Annotated in this window: 24 protein-coding genes; 13 read left to right on the top strand and 11 right to left on the bottom strand. The window is 60.3% G+C overall.

Features of this window, described 5'->3' with window-relative positions; genetic code table 11:
• The first annotated feature begins 125 nt into the window (after window positions 1-125).
• Window positions 126-1322: a DUF3142 domain-containing protein gene (locus ACA060_RS29060; protein WP_497314644.1), complete on the top strand. Its 1197-nt coding sequence runs from the start codon at window positions 126-128 to the stop codon at window positions 1320-1322.
• A complete protein-coding gene (locus tag ACA060_RS29055; RefSeq protein ID WP_497314642.1) occupies window positions 1309-3426 on the top strand; it encodes a hypothetical protein in 2118 nt (705 codons plus the stop codon). The genes ACA060_RS29060 and ACA060_RS29055 overlap by 14 nt, the downstream gene beginning before the upstream one ends.
• A 3-nt stretch (window positions 3427-3429) precedes the next feature.
• Here ACA060_RS29055 and ACA060_RS29050 read toward each other — a convergent pair whose 3' ends face one another.
• On the bottom strand, window positions 3430-4059 hold the full coding sequence (locus ACA060_RS29050; RefSeq protein WP_109635909.1) for a LysE family translocator: 630 nt from the start codon (window positions 4057-4059) through the stop codon (window positions 3430-3432).
• Window positions 4060-4204: 145 nt separating this feature from the next.
• On the opposite strand from ACA060_RS29050, the gene ACA060_RS29045 reads away from it, so the two are divergent.
• Window positions 4205-4678, top strand: coding sequence for an Lrp/AsnC family transcriptional regulator (locus tag ACA060_RS29045; protein WP_497314640.1), 474 nt, complete (start codon window positions 4205-4207; stop codon window positions 4676-4678).
• Between the two features lie 126 nt (window positions 4679-4804).
• On the opposite strand, the gene lpdA is transcribed toward ACA060_RS29045, so the two are convergent.
• Window positions 4805-6205 carry a dihydrolipoyl dehydrogenase gene (gene lpdA / locus ACA060_RS29040; RefSeq protein WP_497314639.1) on the bottom strand — a complete coding sequence of 467 codons (1401 nt, stop codon included), beginning with the start codon at window positions 6203-6205 and terminating at the stop codon, window positions 4805-4807.
• Between the two features lie 217 nt (window positions 6206-6422).
• Here lpdA and hflK (ACA060_RS29035) point away from each other — a divergent pair, with 217 nt between their 5' ends.
• From hflK (ACA060_RS29035) to cfaB, 8 genes are all read left to right on the top strand, one after another.
• A complete protein-coding gene (hflK, locus tag ACA060_RS29035) occupies window positions 6423-8381 on the top strand; it encodes a protease modulator HflK (protein WP_497314637.1) in 1959 nt (652 codons plus the stop codon).
• On the top strand, window positions 8378-9412 hold the full coding sequence (gene hflC, locus ACA060_RS29030) for a protease modulator HflC (protein ID WP_497314635.1): 1035 nt from the start codon (window positions 8378-8380) through the stop codon (window positions 9410-9412). The genes hflK (ACA060_RS29035) and hflC overlap by 4 nt, the downstream gene beginning before the upstream one ends.
• Window positions 9409-10467 (top strand): protease modulator HflK, encoded by a 1059-nt coding sequence (gene hflK / locus ACA060_RS29025; RefSeq protein WP_497314633.1) that lies wholly within the window; start codon window positions 9409-9411, stop codon window positions 10465-10467. The genes hflC and hflK (ACA060_RS29025) overlap by 4 nt, the downstream gene beginning before the upstream one ends.
• On the top strand, window positions 10464-12374 hold the full coding sequence (locus tag ACA060_RS29020; RefSeq protein WP_497314631.1) for a cation-translocating P-type ATPase: 1911 nt from the start codon (window positions 10464-10466) through the stop codon (window positions 12372-12374). Before hflK (ACA060_RS29025) ends, ACA060_RS29020 begins: the two co-directional genes overlap by 4 nt.
• Before the next feature lie 121 nt (window positions 12375-12495).
• The gene (gene bufA2 / locus ACA060_RS29015) at window positions 12496-12750 is read left to right on the top strand and encodes a BufA2 family periplasmic bufferin-type metallophore (RefSeq protein WP_109626897.1); all 255 of its coding nucleotides are present in this window, start codon (window positions 12496-12498) and stop codon (window positions 12748-12750) included.
• A 64-nt stretch (window positions 12751-12814) separates the two neighbouring features.
• Window positions 12815-13660: an MNIO family bufferin maturase gene (gene bufB / locus ACA060_RS29010; protein WP_497314629.1), complete on the top strand. Its 846-nt coding sequence runs from the start codon at window positions 12815-12817 to the stop codon at window positions 13658-13660.
• The gene (locus ACA060_RS29005) at window positions 13651-14439 is read left to right on the top strand and encodes an HvfC/BufC N-terminal domain-containing protein (protein WP_109626893.1); all 789 of its coding nucleotides are present in this window, start codon (window positions 13651-13653) and stop codon (window positions 14437-14439) included. The genes bufB and ACA060_RS29005 overlap by 10 nt, the downstream gene beginning before the upstream one ends.
• Before the next feature lie 85 nt (window positions 14440-14524).
• Window positions 14525-15709, top strand: a complete 1185-nt coding sequence (gene cfaB / locus ACA060_RS29000) for a C17 cyclopropane fatty acid synthase CfaB (protein ID WP_109626891.1) — start codon at window positions 14525-14527, stop codon at window positions 15707-15709.
• On the opposite strand, the gene cls is transcribed toward cfaB, so the two are convergent.
• Window positions 15706-17145, bottom strand: a complete 1440-nt coding sequence (gene cls, locus ACA060_RS28995) for a cardiolipin synthase (protein WP_109626890.1) — start codon at window positions 17143-17145, stop codon at window positions 15706-15708. The genes cfaB and cls overlap by 4 nt on opposite strands.
• A 131-nt stretch (window positions 17146-17276) precedes the next feature.
• Between cls and ACA060_RS28990 the strand changes: the two genes are divergently transcribed.
• Window positions 17277-17798 (top strand): DUF3617 domain-containing protein, encoded by a 522-nt coding sequence (locus ACA060_RS28990; protein ID WP_461978026.1) that lies wholly within the window; start codon window positions 17277-17279, stop codon window positions 17796-17798.
• Window positions 17799-17875: 77 nt separating this feature from the next.
• On the opposite strand, the gene ACA060_RS28985 is transcribed toward ACA060_RS28990, so the two are convergent.
• From ACA060_RS28985 to folE2, 7 genes are read right to left on the bottom strand one after another with little or no spacing between them, the layout of a single operon-like run.
• Complete coding sequence (locus tag ACA060_RS28985) at window positions 17876-18781, bottom strand: His/Gly/Thr/Pro-type tRNA ligase C-terminal domain-containing protein (protein WP_497314626.1); 906 nt, start codon at window positions 18779-18781, stop codon at window positions 17876-17878.
• Window positions 18782-18811: 30 nt separating this feature from the next.
• Complete coding sequence (locus tag ACA060_RS28980; protein ID WP_497314624.1) at window positions 18812-20149, bottom strand: dihydroorotase; 1338 nt, start codon at window positions 20147-20149, stop codon at window positions 18812-18814.
• 2 nt (window positions 20150-20151) lie between these two features.
• The gene (locus tag ACA060_RS28975) at window positions 20152-20712 is read right to left on the bottom strand and encodes a gamma carbonic anhydrase family protein (RefSeq protein WP_497314623.1); all 561 of its coding nucleotides are present in this window, start codon (window positions 20710-20712) and stop codon (window positions 20152-20154) included.
• Window positions 20709-21584 carry a metal ABC transporter substrate-binding protein gene (locus ACA060_RS28970; protein ID WP_497314621.1) on the bottom strand — a complete coding sequence of 292 codons (876 nt, stop codon included), beginning with the start codon at window positions 21582-21584 and terminating at the stop codon, window positions 20709-20711. Before ACA060_RS28970 ends, ACA060_RS28975 begins: the two co-directional genes overlap by 4 nt.
• A gap of 11 nt (window positions 21585-21595) precedes the next feature.
• Window positions 21596-22462 (bottom strand): metal ABC transporter permease, encoded by an 867-nt coding sequence (locus ACA060_RS28965; protein ID WP_109626878.1) that lies wholly within the window; start codon window positions 22460-22462, stop codon window positions 21596-21598.
• Window positions 22462-23130 carry a metal ABC transporter ATP-binding protein gene (locus ACA060_RS28960; RefSeq protein WP_497314619.1) on the bottom strand — a complete coding sequence of 223 codons (669 nt, stop codon included), beginning with the start codon at window positions 23128-23130 and terminating at the stop codon, window positions 22462-22464. Before ACA060_RS28960 ends, ACA060_RS28965 begins: the two co-directional genes overlap by 1 nt.
• Window positions 23127-24023: a GTP cyclohydrolase FolE2 gene (folE2, locus tag ACA060_RS28955; RefSeq protein ID WP_497314617.1), complete on the bottom strand. Its 897-nt coding sequence runs from the start codon at window positions 24021-24023 to the stop codon at window positions 23127-23129. The genes ACA060_RS28960 and folE2 overlap by 4 nt, the downstream gene beginning before the upstream one ends.
• A gap of 85 nt (window positions 24024-24108) precedes the next feature.
• Here folE2 and ACA060_RS28950 point away from each other — a divergent pair, with 85 nt between their 5' ends.
• On the top strand, window positions 24109-25305 hold the full coding sequence (locus ACA060_RS28950; protein ID WP_497314615.1) for an N-acetylmuramoyl-L-alanine amidase: 1197 nt from the start codon (window positions 24109-24111) through the stop codon (window positions 25303-25305).
• On the opposite strand, the gene ACA060_RS28945 is transcribed toward ACA060_RS28950, so the two are convergent.
• Window positions 25302-25679: a glutamine synthetase gene (locus tag ACA060_RS28945; protein WP_497314613.1), complete on the bottom strand. Its 378-nt coding sequence runs from the start codon at window positions 25677-25679 to the stop codon at window positions 25302-25304. The two genes, ACA060_RS28950 and ACA060_RS28945, sit on opposite strands and share 4 nt — an antisense overlap.
• Window positions 25680-25729 lie beyond the last annotated feature (50 nt).

The raw sequence follows: 25729 nt of genomic DNA, 5'->3' as shown, positions 1-25729 counted from the left end.
GCAGCCGTCAATCCTGCAAACTCTGTGCGTCTGAAGGAATGCAGGGGGCTGCTTCGCAGCCCAACGGGGATAAATCCCCTCGCCACAGCGCGCTGCTCGGTAGCTGCTACAGAGAAAGGGGATTCATGTATTTTTTTGTTCGACTGGCGGCAGTGCTGGCCGCGGTAATGCTACTCAACAGTTGCGAGCAACAAGACGCGCCACCGCTCGATCAGCAACTCTACGTCTGGCAACGGCAATGGACGTCAGCCCACGACGCCGCCCTGCAAGACAGTCGCGCTGACTTTTCGACCTTGCGGGTGCTGGCCTTGCAGGCATTTCCCCAGGCGGGCTGGAGCCGGGCGCGGATCGATCCGGCGTTGCTCAAGCGTGATGGCCGGCCGCTTATTGCGGTGATCCGCCTCGATGGCCAACTCACGGCGCTGGATCAGGACGACGTCACGGCGCAGATCCAGCAAGTGCTCAGCGACTGGCAAGGGCAGGGGCTGACGCTTTCCGGCGTGGAAATCGATCACGACGCCGGTAGCGCCCGGCTACCGGCTTACCGCGAATTTCTCACGCACTTGCGCGCGGTTTTACCTGCCGCTTTACCGTTAAGCATCACCGCATTGCCTGCCTGGCTCGACAGCCCTGAATTGCCGGCACTCTTGGCGACTGTCGACAGCAGCGTCTTGCAGGTGCATGCGGTGAGCGATCCGCGTCGTGGTTTGTTTGATCCGGACCAAGCCAGGCAATGGGCCAACGCCTGGAACCGCATCACCTCAAAACCCTTTTACCTCGCGCTGCCCGCCTATGGCGTGGCTCTGTTGCCGGGGGCCAGTGGTGCGCCGGTCATTGAAAGCGAAGTGCCCATCGAGCGCACCGGCAAACGTAGGGAATTGCTGGCGGACCCCGTGCAGCTGAGCACACTCGCCACCGAGCTACGCGCCGATCCACCGGAGCATCTGGCCGGCCTGATCTGGTTTCGTCTGCCGCTGGCGGGTGATCGTCGGGCCTGGAGCCTGAACACGCTGAGGGCCGTAGCTCGCGGAGATTCCCTCGACAGTCGCTTGAGTTTGAAACTCATCGCGCAAGACGACCTCTATGACATCAGCGTCAGCAATCATGGCAACCTCGACAACGCCTGGCCCGAACGCGTAACGCTGGCGGTTCGCGGTTGCGACGGTGCCGATGCGCTGGCCGGTTATACATTGCAACAAAGCCCGGATCTGCTTACCTTCACCCGCCTGCGCGACGGCCGGATACCGGCCGGCGAGCAGCGCGCCATCGGTTGGGCACGCTGCGCACACATTGATCAAGGAGGTTCGAATGTTCACCCGTAACTGGCCCCGCCATGTGCTTTGCCTGAGCCTCAGCTTGCCGCTGGGTTCGGCGTTGGCCTGCGGGCCGGACTTCCCGATGCGCTTGCTGGACAACCGCGCCCAATCGCTGGCTGAGCTGCCGGAAGGCCACTTCCAGTTCGAGATCAATCGCCTCGGGCACATGATCGCTGGGCTCAAGAACGTTGCGGCGTCCCCTTACAGCATGGAGGCGACTGACTACGCAGAGCAGCGGGACAAGGCCGAGCAGGCCGGTTTGACGGAGCAGCAGCAAGCCCTGGTCAAACAACTGCGCGCGCTGACCGATGCCCATCAAGTCGAAACCGACGGCGCGAGCCTGCCGGCCGAGCTTCGGTTCTATCTGGCGGGTGCTGTGGCGTTCAACGCCGGTGATCACGCACTGGCCGCCGAGTACTTCCAGAACGTGCTGGCGCTGCCGGTGGATCAACGCGCATTGCGCAGCACTTGGGCCGCGTATTCGCTGGGTCGGGCGCTGTTTGCCATGAGCGCCGAAGCGGGCGCGGCCCCCGACCTGTTGGCACAAGCGCAAAAAGCGTTCGAACAGACCCTTCAGCTGAGCGTCGAGGGTTTCAACGATCCGCTCGAGCTGGGTGTCGCCAGCCTCGGCGAACAAGCCCGCGTGGCGCGCACCGCCGGCGACTGGAACCGCGCCATCAACCTGTACGCCACGCAAAATCGTCATGGTTCGGCGGTGGGTTACACCTCGCTGAAGCTGTTGATGGCAGACCTGCTTGCGATGCCTGAGGATCAGTTGACCGAGTTGCTCAAGGGCAAACCGGTGCAGCAACTGGTGACCGCGTCGTTGATCAGTCGCCTGGGCTGGTCATTCGGTGATCAACCGCCGAACGAACTGAAATTGATCAAACTCCTGCAAAGCAGCACGCGCGGCAGTCTGGACAACGCTGATCGGTTGGCGGCGATGAATTATCAGCAGGGCGATTACACCAGCGCCAAGGCGTTCCTTGAACACGCCGGGGACGGCGGTCTGGCGTGGTGGCTGCGGGCGAAACTGGCGCTGCGCGACGGCGACAAAAACGCAGCCGCCGCGGCGTATGCCAAGGCTGCCCAGGCTTTCCCGCAGAACGAGTCGTGGGGCGAGCGACGTACGCCCGACTACGATTTCGAAAGCCTGCAGCCCAAGTGCCGGGTCGAGGGTGAAAGCGCGATCCTGGCGCTGCAACGCGGCGATTACCTGCAAGCGTTCGATCAGCTTTATCGCAGCCAAAGCATCTATTGGTTCGACGCCGCGACCGTTGCCGAACGCGTATTGACGGTCGATGAACTCAAGCATTACGTCGACACCCAGGTGCCGGCGCCGCCAGCGCTCAGCCAGCAGGATCGTGACAACTACGTGCCGTTGCCGGTGGCGGCGCAACTGCGCAATCTGCTCGGGCGTCGCTTGCTGCGTGAAGAGCGCTACGACGAGGCGCTGGTCTACTTCGATAACCCGGATCTACAGAAAAAAGCCCGTTTGTATGCGCAACAGCGGCAGCTCGCCGATGCGGCGTGGTGGCCGACCAAGCGTGCGTCTGCTCTGTTCAACGCAGCCTGGACGGCACGCGAGTGGGGCATGGACATTCTCGGTTATGAAATGGCCCCGGACTACGCCACGTTTGGCGGCAATTACAGCCTGGAGACGGCTGAGCTGAAGGTTGGCCCATTGGTGGCCGAGGGTGAAGTCCAGCGCCAGCAAGCCAGTGCCGCGAAGCCCGACGAACGCTACCACTATCGATTCGTCGCAACGGCCTTGGCCAACCGCGCCGCCGATAACCTGCCTCACACCAGCCAGGCCTTTGCGGCGGTGTTGTGTTCAGCGGCGGGCTGGAACAGCAGCCTTGAAGACCAAAGCGCGCTGTACCAGCGCTATGTCAAGGAAGGGCCGTACGTGGAGTGGGCGGTGGATTTCGGCCACCAGTGCCCGTATCCCGACTTCGAAAATGCCAGCAAACGTTATGTCACCCAGGTGACTGACGCCACGCGTTCGGTGCTGCGGCCGTACAAGTGGCCGTTGCAGATCGGTGGTGTTATCGCGGTGACTGCGGCGCTGTTGTTGCTCAACCGCCGTCGCCGTCGTAAGGCGCAGTAAGGTTCAGGCCTGTTGAACAAAGGTCAGCCGCAGGGCGAAGCCGATCAACAGACTGCCAAACAACCACTGTTGCAGGCGCTGGGCCGAGGGACTGCGTTGCAGCCAGCGACCCAGTGCGGCGCCGGTCAAGGCGTAGGCGCTGTCGAACAGCAAACCGACGCCGACCAGCAGCACGCCCAATACCGCAAATTGCGCGAGCACGGGTCCTGCGTGAGGGTTGATGAACTGCGGCAACAGCACCGAGCAGAACAGCAGCGCCTTGGGGTTGAGCAGGTTGGTCAGCAAGCCGCGCTGGATCGATGCGCGCCAGGACGATTTTTCACCGGTTGTGGCTGCGCCATTCAGGTTCGGCAACATCGTGGTTCGCAGGCACTGAATGCCGATCCATAGCAGGTACGCGGCACCCGCCAGACGCACCACGTCGAAGGTCCACGGCGCAGCCTTGAACAGCGCCGCCAGCCCCAGCGCAGCCAACGCCACGTGGCAGCCGCGAGCAATGCCCAGACCCACCGCCGTCGCCAATGCCGCGCCTTTGCCCTGACGGGCACCGGTTTGCAGCAGCAGAATCATGTCCGGGCCAGGCAACAGATACACCACCGCCAATGCCATGAAAAACAGCCAGAGTCCTTCCACTTTGCACCCCATTCGTTGTCGATTTGGTAGCGCCAGTCTAGGGCGCAAGAGTGGGGCAGGTGCTTGCGTAGTCAGCTTCTAATGGATCGATAATTGGCATAACCTGCCACTTCGTGACGATCAAACCATCAGGATCTGCCAAACCATGAAACTGGACGCCTACGACCGCAAAATTCTCGCAGCCCTGCAACGGGACGGGCGCCTGAGCAATGTGCAACTGGCCGACGAGATCGGTTTGTCCGCGTCGCCGTGTTTGCGCCGGGTGCGGATGCTGGAGGAGGCGGGCGTGATTCGCGGCTATCAGGCCAATCTTGATCGTGATGAGGTGGGGCTTGGATTGACGGTGTTTGTCGGGGTCAAGGTTGAGCGCCACAACGATGAACAGGCCGACGCCTTTCGCTTGGCCGTGACGGCACTGCCCGAGGTGATTTCGGCGTTTCTGGTGTCAGGGGAATCGGACTTTCTGCTGCAAGTGGTGGTGCCGGATTTGCGCGGGTATGACCGCTTTCTCACGGAGCGATTGCTGAAATTGCCGGGTGTGAGTGATATCCGCAGCAACTTTGCGATTCACACGGTGAAGACGCCGGGGGCGTTGCCGTTGGGGCATTTGCCGCTTTAGACCGAGTCGACCCCTTCGCGAGCAAGCCCACTCCCACAGGGGATTTGTGGCGTTCACAAAACCAGTGTGGGAGCGGGCTTGCTCGCGAAGGCGGCCTGACGGCCGGCATCAATCTGGCAGGCTGGCTTACATCTGCGTCGCCATCCCCTCGACATTCATCGCCGCCTGACGCAACGCCTCGGACCGTGTCGGATGCGGGTGGCAAGTCAACGCAATGTCCTCAGCCGAAGCGCTGAACTCCATGGCCACGCAATACTCACCAATCATTTCACTGACACTCGGTCCTACAAGGTGCACGCCGAGAATCTCGTCGGTGCGTTCATCGGCTAGCACTTTGGCGAAGCCTTCGGTCTCGTGGTTGATCTTCGCCCGGCTGTTGGCGGTGAAAGGGAATTTACCGACCTTGTACGCGCGGCCTTCAGCCTTGAGCTGCTCTTCCGTCTTGCCGACGCTGGCCAACTCAGGCTTGGTGTAAATGACGTTGGGGATCAGGTCGTAGTTGACCTCTCCCGCCTTGCCGACGATCTGCTCGATGCAGGCCATGGCTTCATCTTCGGCCTTGTGGGCGAGCATCGGCCCGGACGTGACATCGCCGATCACCCACACGCCCGCAGCTTCGGTGCGGTGTCCCTTGTTGGCGAGCATGCCGCGCTTGTCGGTGGTGAGGCCGGCGTTTTCCAACCCCAGGCCTTGGGTAAAAGGACGGCGACCGATGGACACCAACACGTAATCGGCTTCGAGCAGCTCGGCGGTGCCGCCCGCCGCCGGCTCCACGCTGAGCTGAACGCCGTTTGCCGAGGTGGTGGCGCTGGTCACTTTCGAGCTCAACTTGAAGCTGATGCCCTGTTTACTTAATGAACGCTGCAGGGTTTTGCCTGCTTCTGCGTCCACACCGGGGCAGATGCGGTCGAGAAATTCGACCACCGTCACTTGAGCGCCCAGGCGTCGCCACACCGAGCCCAGTTCCAGGCCGATCACGCCGGCACCAATCACCACCAAGTGCTTCGGCACTTCAGCCAGTGACAGCGCGCCGGTGGAGTCGAGGATGCGCTTGTTATCGATCTCGACGCCGGGCAGGGGAGTGGGCTCGGAGCCGGTGGCAATGATGATGTCCTTGGCGTTCAGTTCGGTCTTGGCGCCCTGGCTGTCGGTCACCGTCACTTTGCCCGGCCCGTCGATATGGCCCCAGCCTTTGATCCAGTCGACTTTGTTTTTGCGAAACAGAAACTCGATGCCCTTGGTCAGCCCGGTCACGCTTTCATCTTTCTGCTTCATCATCTGGGCGAGGTTAAGGGTGGGTTTGACCTCGATCCCCAGGTTGGCGAATTCTGTTCCCATGGCCGCGTCGTAGAGTTCCGAGGCATGCAAGAGCGCCTTGGACGGCATGCAACCGACGTTGAGGCAGGTGCCGCCGAGCGTCGCCCGGCCTTCCACGCACGCCGCTTTCAGGCCCAGCTGACCTGCGCGGATCGCTGCGTTGTAACCGCCCGGGCCACCGCCCAGTATCACGACGTCATAAGTGCTCATGGATGTACTCCTGGACTGAAAGGGGAATGGGCTGGATAACCGTAGTCTTTGATTAAAATTACGGACGTAATATGTGCGTTTGTGACTATTTCGGTCAAGGCTTCAGCAAGGCGACAGGTTGGGCATCTTTAGATAGAGCGAATTAGTACAAAAATTTCACCACTTTCGTTATATCGTAACGAATTGCGATACAGCTAATGATAAGCACTGGGGTGGTATGCAAGTCGATCTCGAAGTCGATGGAACGCAGGTAGCCGGGCTGCCGCGCTTTCAGCAGGCGGTCTTTCAAGGGCGGCGATTACGTCAGTTCGCCATCGGCCTGAGTGCCTTGGCGGCGGTCGGTCTATTGTTGGCGTTTTTCGTCGGGTTGTTTGCGCCGCTGTCGTTGTGGGCCCCGTTGCTGGTAAGTCAAAGTGCCGGTTTGCTGGTGCTGATTGCGGGACTGCAATCGGCGTGGTGGGTGACTCAGTGGCGCGCACAAGCGATGAGCCCGACGCTGCCGGTAGTGGTAACGGAAGAAACCGTTGCTCCTGAAGGCTGGTATGAACGGCTGCTGGAGCGACTCAGCCAGCGCTGGGTGCGCATGCTCGGGCAGATCGGCGCACCAACCCTCTGGCTCGCCGGTTGGGCGCTGTTAACGATCTTCAGCATCAGTCAGTTCTGGAACCTCGCGCTGCCGCCCGCTGCATTGGGTTTATCGGCGAGTGTTGGCGCCGCGCTGTCGTTGTTGCTGGCCTTCGGTTTGCTGGTGCTTGAGCGTCAGCTCGCCCAGGAAAACATCGCCCAATGGCCGGAAGCGGGGCCGTTGGCGCAACTGAGCCGGGTGGCGATCATTTGCCTGGTACTCAGCGCGTTGTGTTTGTTGTTCGGTAGCGAAACCTCGGTCTGGCCGGTACGCCTCGCCGTATTGATCGGCTTGCTGCCAGGACTGGTCGCATTCGAGTTGCTGCTGCGCGCCGTGCTGTCGCTGTTCAGTCCTCGCCGTGAACAACTTGAACCGACATTGCTGGCGCGTAGTTTTGTCGCCGACATGCTGCGCTGGCCACCACAACCGTTGCTGGCGTTGCAGCACGAATTGCATAACCGCTTCGGTATCGACCTGCGGCAGATCTGGGCCTTCACCTACATGCGTCGGGCGTTTTTGCCGGTGATGACGGTGGTGGCGATTGTCGGATGGTCGCTCACCGGCGTTCACGAAATACCGCTGCAAGGGCGGGGCATCTACGAACGTTTCGGCAAACCGGTGGAAGTGTTCGGTCCAGGTTTGCACGCTGGTCTGCCGTGGCCATTGGGTCGGGTGCTGAATGTTGAAAACGGCGTGGTTCATGAGTTGGCAACGAGCGTTGGCGAAACGTCGGCGCCAGTCGTCCTGGAGCCGGCGGAAGGCCCGGCGCCGGCGATAGCCAATCGCTTGTGGGACGCCAGTCATGTGAACGATAAATCCCAGGTCATCGCCAGCAGCCGTGCCGACAAGCAGAGCTTTCAAATCGTCAACATGGACGTGCGTTTTGTCTATCGCATCGGTCTGACCGATCAAGCGGCGCTGGCCGCGACGTACAACAGCGCCGATGTACCGACGTTGATTCGCAGCACCGCCAGCCGGATTCTGGTTCACGACTTTGCCTCGCGAACCCTCGATGGTTTGCTCGGCGAAGACAGGGTAGGGCTGGCCGAAGAGATCGGTCGCGCCGTGCAATCTGATCTGCAGAAACTTGACAGCGGCGTGGAAATTCTCGCGACGGTGGTGGAGGCGATCCATCCGCCGGCCGGTGCGGCCAATGCTTATCACGGTGTTCAAGCAGCGCAGATTGGTGCCCAGGCGTTGATCTCCCGTGAACGCGGCGCGGCAGCCGAGGCGACCAATCAGGCGCAATTGCAGGCCAGCATCGCTCGCGATCAAGCGACTGCCAGTGCGCGTGAAATCAATTCCACCGCCCAGGCGGCTGATCTGAAATTCACGGCCGAGCAAAAGGCTTATGCCAGCGCCGGCCAGGCGTTCGTGTTGGAGCAGTATCTCAGCCAACTGACCCAAGGCCTGGCCAACGCCAAATTGCTGGTGCTCGATCATCGTCTCGGCGGCAGCGGCAATGCACCGACCATCGACTTACGAACCTTCACGCTGCCGGCCGATCCTGCGTCGCCGCGCACCAGCGCTCAGCCAGGAGCTGCCCATTGAGCCAGTCGCACACTCACGATCATGACGACCACGCCGGCCACGATCACGGCCATGGCGGACATCACCACGGTCACCACCATCACGGTGATCCACAGGAAGCCGGTCCATTCCCGTGGCGGCGCATGGGCTGGGCCGCGTTGCTCGTAGCATTCGCCATCGCGGCAGCGAGTCTGGTGCAGGTTCGCTCGGGAGAAGCCACGGTGATCACTCGCTTCGGCAATCCGTCGCGGGTGTTGCTGGAGCCGGGCCTTGGCTGGCGCTGGCCGGCCCCGTTTGAAGCGGCGATTCCTGTCGACTTGCGGCTGCGCACCACCTCCAGCGGCTTGCAGGATGTGGGCACGCGCGACGGTTTGCGCATCATTGTTCAAGCGTACGTGGCGTGGCAGGTGCAGGGTGATCCAGACAACGTGCAGCGCTTTATGCGCGCCGTGCAGAATCAGCCGGACGAAGCGGCGCGGCAGATTCGTACGTTTGTCGGTTCTGCGCTGGAAACCACCGCGAGCAGTTTTGATCTGGCCAACCTGGTGAACACCGACGCCAATCAAGTGCACATTGCCGATTTCGAAGCGCAGCTGCGTAAACAGATCGACCAACAGTTGCTGACCACGTATGGCGTCCGGGTGCTGCAAGTGGGCATCGAGCGTTTGACTCTGCCGTCGGTAACGCTAACCGCCACCGTCGATCGCATGCGTGCCGAGCGTGAAACAATTGCCACTGAACGCACCGCCATCGGCAAACGAGAGGCCGCGCAAATCCGGTCGGCTGCCGAGCGTGATGCGCGCATCGTGCAAGCCGATGCAACGGTCAAAGCGGCTGATATTGAAGCCCAATCACGGGTCGAAGCGGCGCAGATTTATGGTCGTGCCTACGCCGGTTCGCCGCAGCTTTACAACTTGCTGCGCTCCCTTGACACCTTGGGCACGATCGTCACCCCAGGCACCAAACTGATTTTGCGCACCGATGCCGCGCCTTTCCGGGTGTTGGTTGACGGTCCGCCGACCCTCGATAACAAGTCCGGGGCGCAGCCATGAATTTAGTTCCACGTGGAACACTTGAGTTAAGTAGCCCCTGGATTCAGGCCGGGCGGTTGGCTTTTCTGGCTCTATACGGCGTGACAATTCTCGCCGCGCTAGCTTGGGCATTCTCCAATGTGCGGCAGATCGATCCACAGAATCGCGCTGTGGTCCTGCACTTCGGCGCGCTGGATCGCATCCAGAATGCCGGGTTGCTGTTGGCGTGGCCGCGTCCCTTCGAGCAAGTGATTTTGTTGCCGGCAGCCGATCGGGTGATCGAGCGTCGGGTAGAAAATCTGCTTCGCAGCGATGCTGCATTGCAGGCCGACCGACTAGCGTCTTTCGCGACTCCGCTGAGCGATGCGCTTGCTGGCTCGGGCTATTTGCTGACCGGTGACGCGGGCGTGGTTCAACTGGATGTGCGGGTTTTCTACAAGATCACCGAACCTTATGCCTTCGTGCTTCAAGGTGAACATGTGCTGCCGGCACTCGATCGACTGGTCACTCGCAGTGCCGTTGCACTCACCGCCGCACGCGACCTCGACACCATTCTGGTGGCACGACCGGAGCTGATCGGCTCCGACAATCAGGCGGCCGAACGCCGCGAACGCCTGCGCGGTGATTTGGTGCAGGGCATCAATCAACGACTGGCCGAGCTGACCGCGACAGGGCAGGGACTGGGTATCGAAGTGACGCGAGTCGACGTGCAATCAAGTCTGCCCGGCCCAGCAGTGAATGCGTTCAATGCGGTGCTGACCGCCAGCCAGCAAGCGGATAAAGCCGTCGCCAATGCGCGCACCGAGGCCGAGAAGTTGACCCAGACCGCCAATGAACAAGGCGATCGAACACTGCAAGTCGCCCACGCCCAGGCGAGCGAACGACTGGCCAAAGCCTCGGCCGATACGGCCACGGTGTTGAGCCTGGCCAAGGCGCAACAGCAGGGCACCGACCCGCAAATGTTGCTGCGTATCTACCGCGAGCGAATGCCGAAGATTCTCGGCCAGGCCGGCTCGGTGACGACGGTCAACCCGAAAGACGATACCCGCCTGATCATTCAGGGAGCCGCACAATGACCGCCGAAACTGCCGCCGCACCGAGCCTGTTGTCCTCGGCTGAACAACGCAGCGCTGCACGCCAATTGACCCTGGCCATGCTCGCCCTTGGCTTGCTCAGCCTCGGTTTGGTCTGGCGCTGGCTGTCGCCGGAACAGATCGGCGTCAGTCAATTGCTGTTGGGTTTTGCTTCCTTACTGGTGGCTGTGCCGGTGATGCGATCGGCGTGGTACAGCTTGCGTTATCCGAGCCTGCACGGAATCACCGATCAGTTGATCGCCCTCGCCATGCTCGGCGCCTGGGCCACGGGTGATCTGCTGACCGCCGCGTTGTTGCCGATCATCATGATCTTCGGCCACGTACTGGAAGAGCGCAGTGTGATCGGTTCCCAGGAAGCGATTCGTGCGCTCGGCAAACTGACCCGCAGTCACGCACGCAAGGTTCAGGGGGACGGTGCCATCGTCGAGGTCGACAACGGCACACTTAAATCCGGCGACATTGTCGAGGTGCGGGCCGGTGACCGGGTGCCGGCCGATGGTCGGGTGTTGTCCGGTCAGGCGAGCCTCGACACGGCATCGATCACCGGTGAGTCGGTGCCGGTCGAGGCGGGCGTCGGCATGCAGGTTTTTGGCGGGGCGATCAACCTCGACGGTCTGCTGCGCCTCGAAGTGACGCGCACGGGCAGCGAATCGACCCTCGGTAAAGTCATCGCCCTCATGCAAAGCGCGGAGCGTTCGAAGCCGCCGATCACCCGTTTGCTCGAACGTTACGCCGGCAGCTACATGGTGTTGGTGTTGCTATTGGCCGCGGTGACCTGGTTTGTCACCAACGATGCCCAGGCGATGCTCGCGGTGTTGGTGGCGGCGTGTCCTTGCGCGTTGGTTTTGTCGGCACCGGCCACGGCAATTGCCGGCGTGGCGGTGGCGGCGCGGCACGGGATTCTGATCCGTAGTTCGGCGTTTCTGGAAGAGTTGGCGGACCTGACGTCGCTGGTGGTCGACAAAACGGGAACCCTGACCTTTGGCACCTTGCGCTTGCAGTCCATCGACAGCCCGTTGGCGGACCGCAGTCACGTGCTGAAACTCGCCGCCAGCCTCGGCTCGGCCAGCAGTCATCCGGTCAGCCGTGCGCTCGCCGGGTTGGTCACTCAGGAACATTTTCTGCTGCTCTCGGACATCCACGAGCGCCAAGGTCTGGGCGTCGTCGCGATGACGGAGCAAGGCGAGGCGGCGCTCGGTCGCCCGGAGTTGTTCGCGCAACTGGGCATCGCCACTTCAGTCGTTCCCGAACACGATGGCCCGATTGCCGGGCTGGCACTCAACGGTGAATTCCTTGCCTGGCTGTTGCTGGCCGACAGCGTCAAACCTGAGGCGCGATTTGCCTTGAGCGAATTACGTGAACTGGGGTTGGGCCGTCAGTTGCTGCTCACCGGTGACCGGCACAGCGTGGCGCACACGCTGGCGCGCGATGTCGGCATCAGCGACGTTGAAGCGCAGGCCTTGCCCGAGGACAAACTTAATCGCGTGCTGGCGGAGATCGGCAACGGTTTCCGGCCGATGGTGGTGGGGGATGGCATCAACGATTCATTGGCACTCAAGGCCGGCGTCGTGGGTGTGGCCATGGGCGCGGGTGGTGCGGACATCGCGCTGGCGTCGGCGGACATCGTGCTGATCGGCAGCGACCTGCGTCGCCTCGGCACCTGTGTGCGGTTGAGTCGCCAATGTCGGCAGACCTTGCAGGTCAACGTGATCATCGGGCTGGGCTGGACCCTGGCGATTGTTGCCTTCGCCGCGTTCGGCTGGCTCGGTGCAGCGGGGGCAATGATCGCAGCGTTGCTGCATAACCTCAGCACGTTGCTGGTACTCGGTAACGCTGGACGGTTGCTGCGCTTTCAGGAGCCATTGCTCAAGTTGAAGGACGAGCTTTAAGGGGCGCGAAACTCTTTTTTACTCCCTCTGTAACGCCGTTGGGGGCACTGCGCTCTAGTGCTGTGTCGGGACTGGACAAGCCGTCCAGCCGACACCACTGACGATTACCGAGGATATAAAAATGAACTTCAAAAACGCCACCGCCGGTGCTGCTCTCGCCTTCGCTGCTGCCACCCTGTTTGCCGGTGTCGCCACTCAGGCCCAAGCCGCGGACACTGCTCAGGTTCATTGCTACGGCGTGACTTCTTGCAAAGGCATGAACGATTGCAAGACTGCTGAAAATGCCTGCAAGGGCCAGGGTGTTTGCAAAGGTCACGGCTTCAAGGCAATGACTCAGACCGAGTGTGTGAAAGCAGGTGGCAAGGTCGGCGAGTAATCGACTACTGCATGCCGCCGCAGTGGTTTGCGCCACTGCGGCCACTTTGCGAGGAGTCCGCAAAATGTCTGCATCCCTTCCTTGCCTGGGCTACGGCCTGGGTTTGCGCAGTGCTTACTACCAACAGATTCTCGAGCAGTCGCCCCCCGTTGACTGGTTCGAAGTCGTCTCCGAAAACTTCATGGTTCAGGGCGGCAAAGCTTTGTACTACCTCGACGCCATTGCCGAGCGTTATCCGGTGGTGATGCATGGCGTGTCGTTGTCCATCGGCGGACCTCACGCCCTCGATCCAGACTATCTGAATCAACTCAAATTATTGGCTGAGCGAGTGAGACCCGCGTGGATCTCCGATCACCTGTGCTGGAGCCGCGGCAACGCTCATCAGCTTCATGATCTGTTGCCGTTGCCTTACACCGAGGAAAGCCTTCATTACGTGGCGGGCCGAGTGCGACAGGTTCAGGACGTTTTGCAGCGGCCGTTGGTGCTGGAGAATGTCTCCAGTTATGTGCGTAGCGCTGGCGACGATTTCAGCGAGTGGGAGTTTCTTGAAGCCCTCAGCCGACTGAGCGACTGCGAGCTGTTGCTGGACGTGAACAATGTCTATGTGAGTTCGCGCAATCACGGCTTCGATCCGTGGACGTTCATCCAAGGTTTGCCGGCGAACAAGATTCGCCAACTGCACCTGGCAGGGCACAGCGATTACGGACATTACGTGATCGACACCCATGATCAGCCCGTGAGTGATTCGGTCTGGACGCTCTATCAAAAAACCCTCGAACACCTCGGCCCGGTCGCCACGCTTCTGGAACGCGATGATCACCTCCCGCCTTTTGCAGAGCTGCTGACTGAATTGCAAAAGGTCCGGGAGCTAGGCGATAGCGTGCTGGCCCGGAGACTGAAATGCGTCTGAACGATTGGCAACTGGCCTTTGAGGATTACCTGTCAGGGGAGCGGGCAATAGCCGATCCCAAGCTGGGAGCAAGCCTGATCGGCGGCCCGACACTCGATGTAAATACTGGTTTGGCGATCTATCACAACGCCTATCAGGCGCGGCTTCAGGAAGTGTTGCGTGGGGACTATCCGGCCATCTGGCATTGGTTGGGCGACGATGAATTCGCACAGCTCGCCGCGGCTTACATTCGCCAGTCACCCTCAACACATTTCAGTTTGAGGTGGCTCGGTAAAGGTTTTGAAATGTTCATCCGTCAGCACCTGGTACCTGAACAAAGTGCTGCGCTTGCCGAGTTAGCCGCGCTTGAATGGGCTTTCACCCTGGCGTTTGACGCACCTGATTCCCGACCGCTGACGATGCAGGACATGGCCACTTTGCCACCGCAAGACTGGCCGATGCTGCGAGTCTGTCCCGGTACCACCGTGCAGTGGTTGGAATGTGCTTTCAACAGCGTCGCACTGTGGCGAGCAGTGAAGGATGAAACCGCGTTTCCAGGGAGCACAGGATTGGAGGCGCACCAGGTTGTCGTCATCTGGCGCAGCGAATTGGTTTGTCATTACCGGAGTCTCGAATCTGCCGAGGCAACCGCTCTAAAAGGTATGTTTCAGCACGGCTGGAGTTTTGCTGAACTGTGTTCCGAATTAGCAGTCATCTATGGTGAGGGTGCACCACTTCAAGCTGTTACATGGCTGAAACAGTGGATTCATGACGGTTGGTTACAGCGCCGCGAATCATAGAAAACGGCTATTAAATCGATAGCCAGCTATTTTTCCAGGATGGTCTAACCTCACATCAGACGTCTGAAACAAGGGGGGATTTTCCATGCTCGCGCAACTTCCACCGGCCTTACAGAATCTGCAGTTACCGCTACGCCTGCGACTCTGGGACGGCCATGAATTCAACCTGGGGCCGGCGCCCAGCGTCACTATTGTGGTCAAGGACCCACAAATGGTTACCCAGTTTACCCACCCAAGCCTGGACGCGCTCGGAGCGGCGTTTGTCGAAGGCAAGCTTGAACTCGAAGGCTCCATCAGCGACGTGATCCGCGTCTGTGATGAATGGAGCCAGGCGTTGTTGAGCGAGGACGACGACAGTCAGCCTGTGCGCACCGTCCACGACAAGGAAACCGACGCGAAGGCGATTTCCTACCACTACGACCTTTCCAACGCGTTTTACCAGCTATGGCTCGACAGCGACATGGCGTATTCCTGCGCCTATTTCGAGACCGGCAGTGAAACGCTGGAGCAAGCCCAGCAAGCCAAATTCCGCCACCTGTGCCGCAAGCTGCGGCTGCAACCCGGCGAATACCTGCTGGATGTCGGTTGCGGTTGGGGAGGGCTGGCCCGCTTTGCGGCCCGTGAGTTCGGCGCCAAAGTGTTCGGGATTACTCTGAGTAAAGAGCAACTGGCCCTGGCCCGTGAAAGAGTCACCGCCGAAGGCCTGGACGATTTGGTTGAACTGCAATTGCTCGACTACCGCGATTTGCCTCAGGACGGGCGCTTTGACAAAGTGGTCAGCGTCGGCATGTTCGAACACGTCGGCCACGCCAACCTGGCCGAGTATTGCAAGACCTTGTTCGGCGCAGTGAAAGAGGGCGGTCTGGTGATGAACCACGGGATCACCGCCAAGCACACGGATGGCCGACCCGTGGGACGCGGTGCCGGGGAGTTCATCGAGAAGTATGTGTTCCCCAACGGCGAGTTGCCGCACCTGTCGATGATCTCCGCCGAGATCAGCGAAGCGGGGCTGGAGATCGTCGACGTCGAGAGTCTGCGACTGCACTACGCGCGCACCCTGGACCATTGGAGCGAACGCCTGGAGGACAATCTGGAAGCGGCTTCAAAACTGGTTCCGGAACAGGCGCTGCGGATCTGGCGGTTGTACCTGGCGGGATGCGCCTATGCGTTCGCCAGAGGCTGGATCAACCTGCACCAGATCCTCGCGGTGAAAGCCCACGCCGATGGCAGCCATGAACTGCCTTGGACGCGAGACGACATCTACCTTTAGAGAATCGGCGAAATAAGCCGGGCGATCCGCATGCCGACCTGTTGCAGGCGGCGGGTCTCCCGGCTTTCTTCTTTGGCGATCTCGTGGGCTTGGGCGAAGTCATCGTTGAGCATCTGTTCCACCTCGGCGGCGAACGCGCTGTCGACGGTCAGCAGCATCACTTCGAAATTGAGCCGGAACGATCGGTTGTCCAGATTGGCGCTGCCGATGGCGCTGATTTCGCTGTCGATCAACACCACCTTCTGATGCAGGAAACCCGGCTGGTAACGAAACACTCGCACGCCTGCGCGTACCGCTTCGAAGGCGTAGAGACTTGAAGCCGCGTAGACGATTCGGTGGTCCGGTCGTGATGGCAGCAGCAGCCGCACATCCACGCCGCGCAGTACCGCCAGTCTCAACGCCGCGAACACCGCTTCGTCGGGAATGAAGTAAGGGCTGGTGATCCACACCCGTTCTGTCGCCGCATGGATGGCTTCGACGAAGAACAACGAACAGGTTTCGTAGGAATCGGCCGGGCCACTGGCGAGCAATTGGCAGAGCACACCGTCGTCCGGGTACACGTCCGGCAGGATCAGCGGTGGCAACGACCGCGCCGCCCAGAACCAGTCTTCGGCAAACGATTCCTGCATGCAGGCCACCACCGGCCCGCGCACGCGGACGTGGGTGTCACGCCAGGGTGCCAACGGTGGTTTCTCGCCCATGTATTCGTCGCCGACGTTATGCCCGCCGACAAAGCCCAGAATGCCGTCGACCACGACGATCTTGCGGTGATTGCGGAAGTTGACCTGGAAGCGGTTGAGCCAGCCGCTGCGGGTGGCGAAGGCTTTGACCTCGACGCCGCCATCACGCAACGGTTGCACGTAACTGTGGGGCAGGGAATGGCTGCCGATGCGGTCGTACAGCAAGTGGATTGCCACGCCTTCGGCGGCTTTCTTCAACAGCAGGGTTTGCAGGCGCTGGCCGAGGCGGTCGTCGTGGATGATGAAGAATTGAATCAGCACCGCTTCCTTGGCGTTGTCGATGGCTTCGAAAATCGCGTCGAAGGTGGCTTGGCCGTTGATCAGCAAACGCACTTCGTTGTTCGCCAGGCACGGCATGCGCCCCAGTTTCGGCATCGCTCTCAGGGAGGCGTATGCACTGGAAGCACGAGCGGTCAGCGCTTCTTCTACCCAGGGCCGCCAGTTGAGCTCGGAGATGGCCTTGCGCATTTCCTCGTTGGCCTGGCGCCGGGCCTTGATGTAGCCATCGAAGGTGCTGCGGCCGAAGACCAGGTACGGGATAAGCGTGAGGTAAGGCATGAAGATCAACGACAGGGCCCAGGCGATGGATCCTTGGGCGGTCCGGACGGTGAGTACGGCGTGAATGGCTGCGATCAGGCCCAGCGTATGAAGCAGTGCAATCATGTAGCCGAAAATGTGCGGTCCAAAGTAATCCATGGGGCAGCCTTGCTCCTGAAGATTCAATGCTTAACAGACCATGTTCCGTGCAGAATGTCGCTATTTAATTGGCCCATGAACCGAAGCCATTGGCTGACGTCTAACGGCCACTACTGATCAGGAGTTACTCGATGAACGTTCGTCTGCTGGGTTTGGCCGTGGCTTTTGGTTTGGCACTTCCTGTGGCCGCTCAGGCGCAGATGCTGCAGCCAGGTTTGTGGGAATTGACCACGAGCAACATGAAGGTCGATGACCAGAACCTGCCGGATTTGCAGTTGATCCTCGGTCAGTTGCAAGGCCAGATGACCCCGCAACAACGTGCGCAGCTGGAGAAGCAGGGCATCACCATGGGCGGAAAAGGCATTCGGGCGTGTCTGACGCCGGAGCAAGTGAAGTCAGACAATATTCCGCTGACGGATCCGCAATCGGGCTGCAAACAGGAAATCACTGAGCGCAGCGGTAATCAGTGGAAATTCCGCTTCAGCTGTCCGAAAGCGCAAGGTGCGGGTGTTGCCACTTTCCTCAGTGATCGTGAGTTCACCACCAAGGTCAACGGCACGTTCAATGCGACCGGCCTTCAGCAGAAGGGTAGCCTTGATACCCGTGCGGTTTGGTTGGGGCAGGATTGCGGGACCGTTAAGCCGAGGGCTTAAAAGCATCGCGAGCAGGCTCGCTCCTACAGGGTCGGTGTGAATCCTGTGGGAGCGAGCCTGCTCGCGATGGCGTCAGTTCAGACCCTCGCAATGCCTATTGACCTCAACCAGTCGCACACTGCCTCCACAGCCATCCTGCCGAAATCTTCCCCGGTGCGGCTGCGCACACTGACAAACCCGCCTGCTTTTTCTTTCTCGCCGATCACCACCAGATAGGGCACTTGCTGACTGTGCTCGCGGATCTTGTGGCGGACTTTCTCATTGCGCAGATCCGCACGCGCGCGCACGCCGCTTCGGCGCAAGGCCTCGGTCACGGACTGTGCGTAATCCGCCTGACGCTCGTCCATGCTGACGATGATTACGTGCGGCGGCGATCGCCAGTCTTCCAGTTCCTGTTGGCAGCTCCAGCAAGTGCCATAGATCCGCTGCGGCGCGGTGCCGCTGATGTGATCGAGCGCGAATGCTTGCAACACTCGGGTGGCGGGAACGTGCGGGCCCGATGACACACATTCGAAATCCCCGAGGAGGTAGGGCAATGACCTCTGCGTGGGTGCCGATCCGGATACCGGCTTGCGGCGCCGGATCGAATGGTTGGTGGCCGCCAGGGTCCTCATGCGCGCTTCTATGGCGGCAAGGTCGACCAGATTTAACAGACGCTCGAACGCAAACTCATAAAAGAAGCCATCACCCAGCGCCGATCCAGTCTGCAATTGCGCTTTTGGATAGAGCTGCTTGATGGCCACCGCCAGCATCAAGGCGCAGGAGCGTCGCAAGATCTCCAGCCCATCGGGCTCTTGAGGCGTAACGATGCTGACCCGGGCATCGGCCTCGATCATGAATTCACAGTCCACCAGAACACCGTCCACCCGGCCGGCCACGGCCGCTTTTGCCAGCCCGGCACCGATGCTCGCGGCAAACTCATACACCGACAACGGTTGGTCGTATTCACGCAATGAACCATCGCTCAGGGTGATGTGAATCATGTCGGTGCTCTCGAGTGCAATAAACGCGCGTTAGCGCATAAACCGTAGGGGTAAACCCTGGCAGTTGTCATTAAGACGTTGGTCGTGCCAGGCGATTTGCCCCGAGACGATCGTGGTGCTGACGCTGTGGCGAAACCGCTGGCGGGCGAAAGGTGTCCAGCCGCATTGCGACAAGATTGGCTGCCTGGAAACGGCTACGCCTTCCGGCTCTGGTTTGATCAGAACAAGGTCGGCCCAATAGCCTTCGCGCAGATAACCGCGGTCGGGAATGGCAAACAGATCAGCCACGCGGTGACTGGTCTTGGCCACGAGGGTAGTTATCGGCAGAACTTCGTCCAACACCAGTTCCATTAACGCCGGCAGGGCATGTTGCACCAACGGCAGACCGGAGGGTGCCTGGGTATAGGGCCGTTGTTTTTCCGCCCACGTATGCGGCGCGTGGTCGCTACCGATGACGTCCAGTCGATTGCTTAACAGGGCATGACGCAAGGCATCACGATCAGCCTGGCTTTTGATCGCCGGATTGCACTTGATCAGGTTGCCGAGGGTCGGGTAGTCGCGATCATCGAACAACAAATGATGCAGGCAAACTTCGGCGGTAATGCGTTTCTGTGCCAGCGGCTTGTCTTCGAACAGCGCGAGTTCGCGGGCTGTGGTCAGGTGCAAAACGTGCAGTCTCGTGCCATGACGTTTAGCGAGGTCCACGGCCATTGAGGAGGAGCGAAAACAGGCTTCGGTGTCGCGAATCAGTGGATGGACGGCGGCGGGAATGTATTCTCCAAAACGCTCAAGCACCGTCGCGGCATTGGCCTCGATGCTGGGCGTGTGTTCACAATGCGCCAGCAGAAGGGTCGGCACCTCGGCGAATAAACGTTCGAGCGTCTGCGGATCGTCCACCAGCATGTTGCCGGTCGAGGCGCCCATGAATACTTTTACGCCAGCCACTTCGCAGGGATTGAGCGCCGCGACGGTGTCGAGATTGTTGTTGCTCACGCCGAAGTGAAAGCCATAGTTGGCGACAGAATTGATCGCCGCTCGACGTTTTTTGTCAGCGAGTGCCGCGAGGGTCAGGGTGGCCGGGTTGGTGTTGGGCATGTCCATGAAACTGGTGATACCGCCCGCCACGGCCGCCCGCGATTCCGTGTAAACGCTGCCCTTATCCGGCGATCCGGGATCGCGAAAATGCACCTGATCGTCGATCATGCCAGGCACTAGCCACTGCCCTTGCGCATCGATTTCGACGTGGGCATTTTCCCCGTCGATGCTGCTGGCGATCTTAACGATCCGGCCGTTGCTCACCAGAAGGTCACCCTCGAACTCCCGACCTTCATTCACTAATCTGGCATTGCGAATCAGCACGCTGCTCATGGTCAAAACTCGTTCTGCAGGGCTTTGTAGCCGCGCACCAGATCGACGTTAGTGCGCGCCACGTCTTCGGAAAACTCCGAGGCACTGACGCTCACCGGCGGGAACTGCGAGAGGTCGGTGTGGGGCCCGATGCGAGTGGTGGAGGGCACGTAGAAATCCTCAGGCAAGTCACGACCGTCGACCACGGAATTGTGCCGCACCACGCTGCCATCGCCGACCGCGCAGTTGAACAACACGCTGTTGAACCCGATGAACACCCGGTCGCCAACGGTGCACGGGCCATGAACGATGGAGCGATGAGCGATCGAACTGAACTCGCCAATGGTCACCGCCGCGCCGGACTTGGAGTGAATCACCACGCCATCCTGGATGTTCGAATTGGCACCGATGGTGATCGGTTCCATTTCGCCTGACGCATCCACTTCGTCGGCCCGAATGACGGCGTATGGACCGACGAACACGTTTTCGCCGATCACCACTTTGCCGCAGATGATTGCAGTTTTATCCACATACGCGGACTCCGCAATCTGTGGCAAATCGCCTGAGGGGTTCTTGCGAATCATGGCTTGCTCAAGGCGTCGTAGAGGGTGTTGAGGTTGTATTCAAACAGGCCGGCAAAGGTACTCGCCGGACCGCTTGCGGCGAGCGCGTCGGAGTACAACGTGCCACCGATGTGCGCGCCGCTTTCGTCGGCAATCTGTTTGAGCAGGCGAGCATCCTTGATGTTTTCCATGAACACCGCTTTAACCTTGGCCTGGCGAATCTGAGTGATCAGCGCTGCGACTTCTGCGGCCGAAGGTTCGCGTTCCGTGGACAGGCCTTGCGGCGCCATGAAGTCGATGCCGTAGGCCTGGCCCAGATAACCGAAGGCGTCATGCGAAGTGACGATCTTGCGGTTGCCTGGTGGCAACGAACCAAGCTTGGCCTTGGCTTTGGCGAGCAGCGCGTAGATCTGTTTCAGGTAGGCCTGGCTGTTGCGTTCGTAGTCGGCTTTATTCGCCGGATCGGCGGCGATCAGCGCTTTGGTGATGTTGCTGATGTACAACTCGGTGTTGGCCAGGTTGTGCCAGGCGTGAGGGTCGGGAACGGTCTCGCCGTCTTCATCCAGGGAGCGTGGGATGACGCCGTGGCTCGCGCTGATGACCGGGGCTTTGGTCTCGGTGCTGGTCACCAGACGGTCCAGCCAGGGTTCGAATCCCAGACCGTTTTTGATGATGAGTCGGGCCTTGAGCAAGGCTTTGGCATCGTCCGGAGTCGGCTCGTAGGTGTGGGCATCGGCGTCGGGACCGACCATGTTAGTGATGTGGATATGTTCGCCGCCGACCTGATGAGTCATGTCGGCGAGGATACTGAAGCTGGTGACCACCTGAAGTTTCTCCGCAGCGGACAGCGACATCGACAGCATCAGACTGAACAGCACGAGTAAAGCGCGCATCGGAAAGCACCTCATTGGGATGTGAACAAAGGCGGGCGGCGCAGCAAACCGTGCACCGGCCCGAACACCACAGACAGCACATACAAACCGCCAGCCACCAGCACGATCGCCGGGCCGCTGGGCAGCGAGTAGTAGAACGACAGCAACAAACCGAGCCACACAGAGAGGCAGCCGAGCAGGGCGGCGATTGCGATCAACACTGGCAAACGGCGACTCCAGAAGCGCGATGCGGCGGCGGGCAACATCATCAACCCAACCACCATCAACGCGCCGATGGCCTGGAAACCGATCACCAGGTTCAGCACCACCAGGGTCAGAAATACGCCGTGTGCCAAGGGACCGAGGCGGCTGACGGTTTGCAGGAAAAGCGGGTCGAGGGTGTCCAGCAGTAACGGTTTGTAGATCAGCGCCATGGCGATCAGGCTGACACCGGAGACCCACAACATGCCTGTCAATGTCGGCCCATCGACCGCCAGTGCCGAGCCGAATAACAGGTGAAGCAGGTCCAGGCGTTTGCCGGCGATGCCGAGGATCAGCACGCCGCTGGCGAGGGAAATCGGGTAGATCGCGGCGAGGCTCGCATCTTCGCGCAACCCCGTCCGGCGGGTGATCCAGGCGGCGAGTCCGGCCATGCTCAAGCCTGCGCCGAGGCCACCGAAGGTCAATGCCGGCAAACTCAATCCGGCGAACCAGAAGCCGAGCGCGGCACCCGGCAGGATGCCGTGAGCCACTGCGTCGCCGATCAGACTCATGCGTCTCAGGATCAGAAACACGCCCAGCGGAGCCGTGCTGCAGGCCAGGACCAATCCACCCAAGAGTGCCCGGCGCATGAATACAAACTCGTGGAACGGTTGCCAAAGCTGAGCGGCAGCGAGCATCAAGCCACCTGTGTTTGCGGTTGTTGACGGATCAGTTCGGTACTGGGTCCGAGGACGCAGCCGCTGCTTTTGATCAGCAAGCATTGAGGCATGTGTTGGCGAACCGCGGCCAGGTCATGGCACACAACCAGCAGGGTTCGACCTTCGGCGTGCCAGGCGTGGATGTGCTTCCAGAGTAGCGACTGGCCCAACTCATCGAGTGCGGCGTGGGGTTCGTCGAGCAACAGCAGCGGCGTGTCGGCGAGGCTCAAACGGGCGAGCAGGGCGCGCTGTAATTCGCCACCGGAAAGGGCCATCAACGGTCGCTGTTCCAAACCGCTCAGGCACCAGTTTTCCAGCACGGCTTTGAGGCGTTGGCGGCGTAGCGCTGGTGATTGTTTGCTGCCCCAAAAACCGGCTGCCACCAACTCTTGGAGGCTGATGGGGAATTGCCGGTCCAAGTGTTGCTGCTGGGACAGGAAAGAAAGCGAACCCTTACGCGGGACATCGAGGATGATTTTTCCAGCCAGTGGCTTTTGCAGTCCGGCGATGACTTTTAGCAGGCTGCTTTTACCGGAGCCATTGGCACCGATCACGGCCGTCAGACTTCCTCTGGGCAAGGCAAAATCCACAGGTGGCGTCAGCGGTTGACCAGGTGCTCCCCAGCGCAATGCTTGGCAGCGGATCATGGCGCTTCCCAGTTCCATCGGCTTTCGGCGACGGCATCGTGGGCGTGAAGGCTTTCGGCGTGGATGACGCGTATGTGGAAGGCGTTGATGCCGGGGGAGCGTTTCAGGGCCAGATTCAAGCGGCGCGCAGCATCTTCACAGAACATCAGGTTCTGACTATTGGCCAGAGCGAAAGCTTGTTCATCGGCGCGCTTCACCGCGGTTTGCACGGCGGTCCCGAGAGCTGCTTCTGCATCGTTGATGAGTGCGATCAGCGGCAGGTCATCCAGATAATCGTCCAAGCGCAGCCGTAAATGTGCATTGCTGCGTTGGCTGTGAGGCGTCGCCACGATGCCTTTTGTGGAACCTAGCCAAGCCAATACATCGGCGTGTTGCAATGATTGGTTGGCGAAGTCGTCGACGAACTGTTGCTGAATCAATTGTCGGGAAAGTGCAGCTGAACACGGACACGTTGAGGAATATGGAACATCGATTTTTAGTTCCACGTGGAACATCGCGTTTTTCAAACGCGCTTCGATGCTCACCGGATACGTTTTCCAGCCGGCCAACGGGCTGATCAGCGCCGGTCTTTTGAGCAGTAAATCCGCATCAATTTTTAAGTAGGCGGTGTTGGATAGTCCTTCATGACTGTCGAGGAAACGTTGCAAGACTCGCCGCAAAAGCGCGGGTGTCAGGTTTTCACGTTCAAGCATTTCCAGCGCCAAATACAGCCGGGACATATGAATGCCGCGTGCTTCTCCATCATCAAGGCTCACGCCGGCGTCCGCCTTTGCGCTTAGCCGTTGGCCATCGAACAAAACAGGAAGGGCGATGCCGCACATGCCCACCCAGTCGAGTGGCAGGGCTTGGCGTGAAGCCTGCGCGGCGATATCCGGCAGAGTCAGCGCATTCATGAACAGGTCCATCGTAGGAGTCGGTTTCTAATGTTATGTTATTACATCAAAATCGACTACGCCTTTTTCACGAGCGGCTCTCAAAATGCACAGACGTCACTTGCTCAACTGGATACTGGCCAGCGCGGCCTTCGCTTTACCCTTTGGTGTTTCGGCCGCGCAGATTCGCAATGCGCGGCTTTGGCGTTCCGATGACACGCTGCGTTTGGTATTCGATCTGAGCGGGCCGGTGCAGTACAAAACCTTTTCACTCAGCGCGCCCGAGCGGCTGATCATCGATCTGCGGGGTGCCAGCCTCAGTGGTGATTTCAGCCAGTTGGCGCTTGGCAATACGGTCATCCGTTCGATCCGCTCCGGGCATTTTGGTCAGGGCGATACGCGGATCGTCCTCGACCTCAGCGCCCCGGTGCAGCTCAACAGCTTTCTCCTGCCGCCGCAGGATGGCCAAGGTGATCGGCTGGTGCTCGATCTGAAGTCGGCAACGTCGTTACCCATTGCCATAGCGCCTGAGGCGAGCGTCGACAAGGCTCACCCCAAACGCGACATCATCGTGGTGGTCGACCCGGGCCACGGCGGCAAAGACCCCGGTGCGGTGGGTGCCAAAGGGGAGCGCGAGAAAGACGTCGTTCTGTCGATCGCCCAGCTGTTGGCCAAGCGGTTGAAGCGCGAGAAGGGCTTCGACGTGAAGCTGGTGCGCAACGACGACTTCTTCGTTCCGCTGCGCAAGCGGGTCGAGATCGCCCGCAAGCACAACGCCGATATGTTCATCTCGGTGCATGCGGATGCAGCGCCGCGTCTCACCGCTTCAGGCGCCTCGGTGTATTGCTTGTCGGAAGGAGGCGCCACCTCGGCCACGGCGCGTTTCATGGCGCAGCGGGAGAACGGCGCGGACTTGCTGGGCGCTACGAGTCTGCTCAATCTCAAGGACAAGGACCCGATGCTCGCCGGGGTGATTCTCGACATGTCGATGAACGCCACCCTCGCCGCGAGCTTGCAGTTGGGCAGCACGGTTCTCGGCAGTCTGGCGGGCATCACCACGCTGCATCAGAAGCGCGTGGAACAAGCGGGATTTGCGGTGCTGAAGTCCCCGGACGTGCCATCGATCCTGGTGGAAACCGGCTTCATTTCCAACGCCCGCGACAGCCAGCGACTGGTGACTCCACGCCATCAGCAGGCTGTAGCTGACGGATTGTTTGAAGGGTTGCAGCATTATTTTCAGAAGAATCCGCCGCTCAACAGTTACATCGCCTGGCAACAGCACCAGAGAAAAGCGCAGGCCTAGCAGCCTGCTATCCGGCTGCAGGTGAACTTGGCGCTGCTGCCGCCGGAGCTGGAAAAGCGATTGATCGTGGTCCAGCCAACCCGCCGGTTGTAGCCGACCCAAGCCTCGCCATCGGAGGCGATACCGGTGAAGAACGTGAGCTGTCCGAAACGGCTGTTGGTCTGCGCCCAATAGCGGTTGCCCACCCTTTCGAAGCCGCGCAAATAGAGCGTGCTGCCGACGGTGTTGACGCTGTAAGCATTGCCATCGGCATCCACGCAAGCGAGCAGATTGGCGCTTCGAGTGCATGTGGCCAGGCTCGGCACTTGCGCCCAGGCGTTTCCGGCGAACAACAGCGGGAGGCTTATCAGCGCAGATTTCAAGGCAATACGCATGGGAATTCTCACGGGTTGGACGGGTTTCAGCATCGTGCCCTTTGCTGTTA

Source organism: Pseudomonas sp. LBUM1671 (assembly GCF_059695685.1).
The sequence above is the reverse complement of the archived record's forward strand: the minus strand, read 5'-3'. Positions and strand labels throughout refer to the sequence as shown.